This is a genomic window from Methylibium sp. (genome assembly GCF_013817365.1).
Lineage (GTDB): Bacteria > Pseudomonadota > Gammaproteobacteria > Burkholderiales > Burkholderiaceae_C > Methylibium.
On record NZ_JACDCU010000211.1, the window covers coordinates 1 to 6,851 of the forward strand.

The following is a 6,851-nucleotide window of genomic DNA, read 5'->3' on the forward strand; positions in this document are numbered from 1 at the left end:
CGCTGCCGATGCCAGCCTGCACAAGATCCACGAGGCGCTGGTCCCTGCCCGGCTTGAGCTTGAAGCCGCCGCCGACGCGCTGACCAGCGACGACGCTGCCGCCGACAGGGTCGGTGGCTACGCTTGCCTGCTCGAAACGCTGCCCGATGGCGTGCTGCTCGCGCTACCTGTGGTCACCCACGCCGGCACGGCGCTCGTGTTTGCGACACGGCACGAGGCGAAGGCCTATCCGAACAACATCTTCTATCTCGACGACTTCACGGCCGGCGCGGTGAACGCGATGCTCGGCATCGAGCCGGTGCGCGACGATGGCGGCTGCCAGTGATCTGGCCCATGCCGAAGCGGGCACCGACCGCAGCGAGCTGGCCCATCGCATGGGAAACTTTGCGCGCGTTCTCGGCCACTCGCCACTCCTCGGCGCCTTGCGCGAACGCCTGGCCGAGACCGGCGACCATGAACTGCGCATCGTCGCGCAAGGCGGCTTGCAATCGCTGCCGCTGCCGATGGCGGTCGATCCGGAGAAGGACAAAACGCTGGTGCAACAGGCCGTGGTCGTCGCACAAATCGGCCTGGTGGCAGAGCCGCCGCGCGCCCGGCGCGAGGTTGGGCGCAAGCGCATGCTGGTGGTGGCCGACCCGCGTGGTGATCTGCCGTTTGCGCGCTGGGAAGCTGCGCTCATCGTCAAGCAGGCGGCCGAGCACGACGTGGACATCCAACTGCTGCAAGGCCCCGAGGCCACGGCCGACGCGCTGCTGGCGCGCATCTCCTCGGTGGACCTGCTGCACTTCGCAGGCCATGCCGCGCACGACTGGCACGACGCCAGCCGCTCGGGGCTGCTGTGCGCCGACCGGCACCTGCCGGTGGCCGAACTGCGGGTGGTGACCGAGCGCGCGCCGCTGGAGCAGGTGGTGCTGTCGGCGTGCGACTCGGGCCTGAGCGATGCCACCCGCCTGCCCGACGAATTCATCGGCCTGCCCGCGGCCTTCTTCGCACTCGGCGCGCAGACGGTGATTGCGTCAATGTGGTCGATCCCCGACGAAGCCACCTCACTGCTGATGGCCGAGTTTTATGCCCAGATGCTTGGCAAGAACCTGGGCCATGCACTGGCCTTGAACCTAGCGCAGCGTCGCATCGCTGGCGCTACCGCCGCCGAGCTGGGCGTCGCGCAGCGCTTGCAGGATCTGTACGAGGCCGGCGGCCGCAGCGACGCCCGCCTGGCCCGCCGCGCGCTGCTTCATCTGCGGCGGCCCGACGAGCGCCCGTTCGCGCACCCGCTGTATTGGGGCGCGCACCTGTGCCAGCAGCGCTGAGAAGGGGAGCGCCCCGACGACCTCTGTTTGGTTTGCACGTCGCGGACGATCACCGCTTGGTGCATGCCTGTGGCCAACCCGGCATCGAAGCGCTCGGCGACGCGGCGGATCGAGGTGCTCGCCAGCTTGTTGTCTTCAAGCGCCTTGCGCTGCAGCTCCGGCTTCGCCAGAAAGTAGCTGTACTCCTGTAGCGTGAGGGCCTGCTCGTCGCGTCGAAGCTCACGAACGGCCGCTGTTCGGCGTCTCACGCCGGGCACGCAGCGAGAGCATTTTTTTTGAAACTACCTTTTGGTTTGTGCCGGCGAGCTTGGCTTGACGAATGTCGCTGAGGGGTCGCCAGCAACCGTCATGCGGTGAAGAAGCGGCCCTTCAAAAATTCTTCGCCATCAGCGTCGGGTTCTACGGCGTTGAGCCTGCAGCTCTTCTCGGCCATCAGCAGCCCGCTCGCGTCGGACGGCTTTACGGCATCTGAACAGTCCGTCGTCGCCTCGAGCATCCCGACCGGTGAAATATGCCGCTCTCCTGCCGCAATTCCGGCCTTCAATGGCGCAAGCCGTGACCGATATTCACTGAGGCATCGGGAAAGCCATGCAAGCCTCGGCTCGGTGAAGAACGGCGAGGACAAGCGCATGCTGATCCTGGCCGACATCGAGTAACTGATGAGTGGCGCCGACATGGGGTTGGTGGACGCTGCGGCTCAAGTGCACTGACTCATGCCATCCCATTCGAGAGAAACCACCGTGAACAACCTCAAGATCTCCACCCGGATCGTGATCCTGATCGGCCTGCTGTCCGCGCTGCTGATCGCCGTCGGCAGCATTGGCCTGCTCGGCATTTCCAAGTCCAATGAGGCACTGCAGTCGGTGTACGAAGACCGCACGATACGGGCGGGGCAGATTGCTGAAATCCAGCGGCTGCTGCTGCGCAACCGGCTGGCCATTGCCGTCACGTTGGTCGAGGCGACCGCGGCGGATGTCGTCAGGAACACCGCCGAGGTCGAGGCCAATATCGTCGCGATCGGCAAGGTGTGGGAGGTCTACATGGCAACCACGCTGACGCCCGACGAAGAAAAGCTGTCCAAGGCCTTCGCCGAGAACCGCAACAAGTTCGTGCAGGAAGGACTCCGGCCCGCCGTGGCTGCACTGCGCGCCAATGACACGAAGGCCGCGCAACAGGTCGTGGTCGAGAAGATCCGGCCGCTCTACGTCCCTGTGGGCGAAGGCATCGCGGCGCTGATGCAACTGCAGCTCGACGAAGCAAAGAAGGAATACACCACCGCGGTCGGCCGCTACGAGACGATCCGCGCCATCGCGATCGCCGCGATCGTCGTCGGACTGTCGGTCGCCGTGCTGTTCGGTTTGCTCCTGGTGCGCGGCATCTCGCGCTCGCTTGACCAGGCGGTGCGGGCCGCCGATGCCGTGGCCCAGGGTGACCTCAGTCAACGCATCGACGTGGACGGCAAGGACGAAGTGGCCAGGCTGCTGCGGGCCCTCGCCGCCATGAAGGACAGCCTGGTCGGGATCGTCAGCAACGTGCGCCAGAGCAGCGACTCGATCGCCACCGGCAGCGCCCAGATCGCCATCGGCAACGCCGACCTGTCGCAGCGCACCGAAGAGCAAGCCGCGAACCTGCAGCAGACCGCCGCGTCGATGGAGCAGCTCACCTCGACGGTCAAGCAGAACTCCGACACCGCACGCCAGGCGAATCATCTGGCCACCAGCGCCAGCGAGGCCGCGGCCAAGGGCGGCGTGGTGGTCGGCCAGGTGGTCAGCACGATGGAAGCCATTACGGCGTCGAGCAAGAAGATCAGCGACATCATCAGCGTGATCGACGGCATCGCCTTCCAGACCAACATCTTGGCCTTGAACGCCGCGGTCGAAGCGGCGCGCGCGGGCGAACAGGGCCGCGGCTTCGCGGTGGTGGCAAGCGAAGTGCGCAGCCTGGCGCAGCGCAGCGCCAGCGCTGCCAAGGAGATCAAATCGCTGATCGGCGAGAGCGTGGAGAGGGTCGAGACCGGCTCCAAGCTGGTCGACGACGCAGGCAAGTCGATGCAAGACATCGTGAGCCAGGTCAAGCGGGTGAATGACCTCATCGCCGAAATCAGTTCGGCCAGCATCGAGCAGACGCAGGGCATCAGCCAAGTCGGCGATGCCGTCAATCAGCTCGATCAGGTGACGCAGCAAAACGCGGCCCTCGTTGAGGAATCGGCCGCCGCCGCCGACAGCCTGAAGCAGCAGGCCGCCAATCTGGCTGAGGTGGTGGCAGTGTTCAAGCTGGGTAAAGGCGACAGCCACGCAGCACCACTGGCCGCGGCCCGCCACAGCGGCGCCGAACGGCGCGGGCCCAACCGCGCCACCAATGTGACGCGACCCGATTTCTCAGCCAAAGCAGCCCCTGCGAAGCCGCCCGCCAAGACCAATCCGGCCGCCGAGTCCACTTTGGCCAAGACCGGTACTGACGACTGGGCCAGCTTCTGACCACCCGCCTGGCCACGGCTTCATGGCCGTGCTGATTCGCGCCGCGACGCGTCGGCACGCTCGGGGCGCCGCGTTGGTTGGCGGCCTGCTGCCGGGCGTCGCTGCCAAGCCGTCGCGAGCTCGCTCAGGCCATACGTCATGGTGCCATTCAGATCCCATCGCCTGAGGACCGGCGCCGCGAAGCTTGTGAGAGAGGCGTGGACTGCGGCGGCCTGAGCCCAGTCAGTAATTTCGTCGAAGCTGGTTCGCCCAACGGTCGCCATCGGGATAAGCGCGGTTTGGGGAGGCTGACTGTTTGACGACAAGGGGCGGTGTCTTTGGGCCTAAAGTGGTGAGCAGTAGGTCGACCCGAGGCGTGCAACTCGTTGATTTCTATCGAGAATGCGCGTTTGACACCACTTCTGTACGAAAACAACTACATATTGCTTGGCCTCATAACCCAAAGGTCGCAGGTTCAAATCCTGTCCCCGCAACCAAAGAACACAGGGCTTCGGCCGCTAGCAAACGCCCACTTCGAAGTGGGCGTTTTGCTTTGTGGCCCGCCCATAGCCCATCGCTGGCCTAGCGTTGGCCCAGTAAGAGCGCAATGCTAGAGCTCTCGACCGTCGGTGTGCTGGCCCGCTGGCCGCGGTGCGGTTGTCGGTCATGGTCAGCGCTCAGAGCGTCGAGATCGTCGTAAGCCCTGCTCGTCCCTCCGTGCAGGCCCAATTCCGTTTGGAACTTGGGTCCGGGGCAGACCGCTGCTCCGGACTGCACGGCCGTTACGAGAAATCTTGCGAAGCATAAGGCGCCACGGCCCCGCAGCGACTCACCATGCAGGCGGTGACGGACTCGGTCGGTCATGCCACAGCTCAGCGCTGCGCCAGCGCCTGCAGCGCCTCATCTAAGCGGTCCTGCCGCCCGCTGATGAAGTCGCTGCCGCGGTAACTTGGTAATGCGCAACTAGCGCAGCACCGGCCTATAGGCGGGCACGTTGCGGTCCAGCGCGATGACGCCGTGCGCAACGCTGTGCACCTAGGTGTCGATGCTTTCCGTCGTCCGGTCATCGAGCAATAGCGCCGTGCAATTGCGCCCGGCCAGGAACTGGTTCAAGGCCAGGATCTGGTTTTGCGGTAGCGCGGCAAGGTGTGCGCCAGCAGGCGCAGTTCCGACAGCGAGTCCAGCACCATGCGACGTGGCTTGACGCGCTCCACCGTCTCAAGGAGCGCTTGGACCAGCCGTGCGATTCAGCAGTGACGCGCAGTTCGCTCGCGGTCTCACCCAGGGTCACATACCGGGTGGTGTCGCCTTCCCTCACGCCTTGCAGCATATTGCAGCGCCAAGGTCGTCTTGCCGGCGCCGGGTTCGCCGTTGATCATGTAGAGCTTCCCGGCGATGAGTCCGCCATGCAGCACTTCATCCAGACCCGGAACACCACTCGCTGAACGGGATATGGCCGCGCAGTACGTTTTCAGCACCATGCGCGATCCCGAACATAAGCGCAAAGATAGCGCGGTTGTTGATAAGGGCCGCGCTCAAGACATCGAGGGTCAATGGCCGCTTTGCGACGCCGCTGGGGAATGACTGCTTGTGGACCGGGACTGTGATTTCACGGCGTTGCCTGTAAGCCGCCGCTGGCGGCCGGCATGCAAATCCGGAGCGGCTGCTCTCGGCAAGAGTCACGAAGGTTCAGACTCGGCCAGTTCCTGTCGCTCGCCACGGGCAGCTTTCTGGCATCTCCTCCAGCCGTTCCAGCGCCTGAGGCGACAAGAAGGCCGCCACCAGAAGGTGGGCACTCGAAGGTAGGCCACCACGGGCAGGCGACCGAGAGGGCGATCGCGACGCGTTGACGGGCTTGAGACCGTGCGAGCCCACAAGCTCGGGAGCAACGCGTGCAAGCCATCGGTCGGCAGCCCTACCGGAGGCCCGATGGCGTCCCGGTCCAATACGAGCGCCACCGCCCCAAGCAGACCGCGCTGTACCGCCTGGTGCAGCAACACGCCCAGCCCTTCCGGCTAGGCCAAGCCCGAGACAGCCGCCAACCACCGCAACGGCGCCAGCGCCAAGACGCCAAGACCGTGCTCACCGACACCGGCTCGGTGCGATTCCCGACATCTGCCGACGTACGAACCAGATCGTCAAAGGAGGCAGGAGGATCCACTGCAGCACGGGCGAAAGCCCGACGCCGAGGCCCGGCAGCACTGGCATGAGCGCCGAGTAGTGCCAGCCGTCGATCCACAGACCGTTCTGCGCCAGCCACTCAATCGTGGCGGTGATCACCACGCCGACCGAGACGAACAGCGCGAGGCGCGATGCGCACGGTACGGCGCAGACCCAGTAACGGCTGCGAGCGAACGCCGAGACCACCCAGAAGGCCAGCAGCATGATGACGGCGTCGCCGAAAGTGGCTCGCGTGCACGTCTTGATCGCCTCCCAGTGCGGAGCACTCGGCATCTGGGCGAACAAGGGCACTTGCAGGAACTCCCAGGGGTAGTTCAGCAGCATCGCGAACACGGCCACATTGAACTCAGGCAGCCTGGTGATGCGGCCCAGAAGCGTCAACGAGCGTTCGTCGGTAAAGCGCATTGCTCGTTTCCTATCGTGGATAGTTGTCGACTGGCCGGGCGGTTGGTCATTCGCCAGCGCCGGCTGTGCTGCCCGCAGGTCGTTGTCCGTTGCCGGCGCTCGCTCTTCGGGGCCGAGACAGGCCGTGCAAGTGCGGTCCCGCTTCACCGCGAATCTCTGCGGTTCCTCCAGCGGCCGCGTCATATTCCTGCGTACCACTCATAGCCAGCGTCCCGCCCTGCCCGCCGCGAATGCCCTCCAGGCTTGCGACGATTTCGATGCTTATGAGGTATTTGGCGTGCTTGTAGCCGAGTTGCCGCGCGCGCAGCGGCGCGCCGTTGGCCACCGGCACCGGCGCACCGTTCAGTCCATAAGCCAGCAAGGTTTGTGGGCCCGGACTCAAGCGGTCGTTGCAACAGAGCTTGGTGCGGATGATCACAGATGCGGATCGAGGGCCTCGGCAGGTGTCCTCCAATCGAGCGCTTTGCGGGGTCGATTGTTCAGTGCCGCAGCGACGCAG

7 protein-coding genes are annotated in these 6,851 nt (G+C 65.2%); 3 read left to right on the forward strand and 4 right to left on the reverse strand.

Annotated features, from left to right (window positions below):
- Nucleotides 1–325, forward strand: a 325-nt coding sequence (locus tag H0W38_RS13275) for a hypothetical protein (protein WP_292454782.1), incomplete at its 5' end; no start/stop codon positions are given.
- Complete coding sequence (locus tag H0W38_RS13280) at nt 309–1,310, forward strand: CHAT domain-containing protein (RefSeq protein WP_292454785.1); 1,002 nt, start codon at nt 309–311, stop codon at nt 1,308–1,310. The genes H0W38_RS13275 and H0W38_RS13280, both read left to right, overlap by 17 nt.
- A 346-nt stretch (nt 1,311–1,656) precedes the next feature.
- Here H0W38_RS13280 and H0W38_RS13285 read toward each other — a convergent pair whose 3' ends face one another.
- Nucleotides 1,657–1,986 (reverse strand): hypothetical protein, encoded by a 330-nt coding sequence (locus H0W38_RS13285; RefSeq protein WP_292454786.1) that lies wholly within the window; start codon nt 1,984–1,986, stop codon nt 1,657–1,659.
- Between the two features lie 64 nt (nt 1,987–2,050).
- Between H0W38_RS13285 and H0W38_RS13290 the strand changes: the two genes are divergently transcribed.
- The gene (locus tag H0W38_RS13290; RefSeq protein WP_292454789.1) at nt 2,051–3,787 is read left to right on the forward strand and encodes a methyl-accepting chemotaxis protein; all 1,737 of its coding nucleotides are present in this window, start codon (nt 2,051–2,053) and stop codon (nt 3,785–3,787) included.
- A 1,256-nt stretch (nt 3,788–5,043) separates the two neighbouring features.
- On the opposite strand, the gene H0W38_RS13295 is transcribed toward H0W38_RS13290, so the two are convergent.
- From H0W38_RS13295 to H0W38_RS13305, 3 genes are all read right to left on the reverse strand, one after another.
- Nucleotides 5,044–5,247 (reverse strand): ATPase domain-containing protein, encoded by a 204-nt coding sequence (locus H0W38_RS13295; protein WP_292454792.1) that lies wholly within the window; start codon nt 5,245–5,247, stop codon nt 5,044–5,046.
- Between the two features lie 601 nt (nt 5,248–5,848).
- Entirely contained in the window at nt 5,849–6,352 is a 504-nt protein-coding gene (locus H0W38_RS13300) for a hypothetical protein (protein WP_292454793.1), read from the reverse strand.
- 46 nt (nt 6,353–6,398) lie between these two features.
- Nucleotides 6,399–6,770, reverse strand: coding sequence for a molybdopterin-dependent oxidoreductase (locus tag H0W38_RS13305; RefSeq protein ID WP_367162058.1), 372 nt, complete (start codon nt 6,768–6,770; stop codon nt 6,399–6,401).
- Nucleotides 6,771–6,851: the final 81 nt, after the last annotated feature.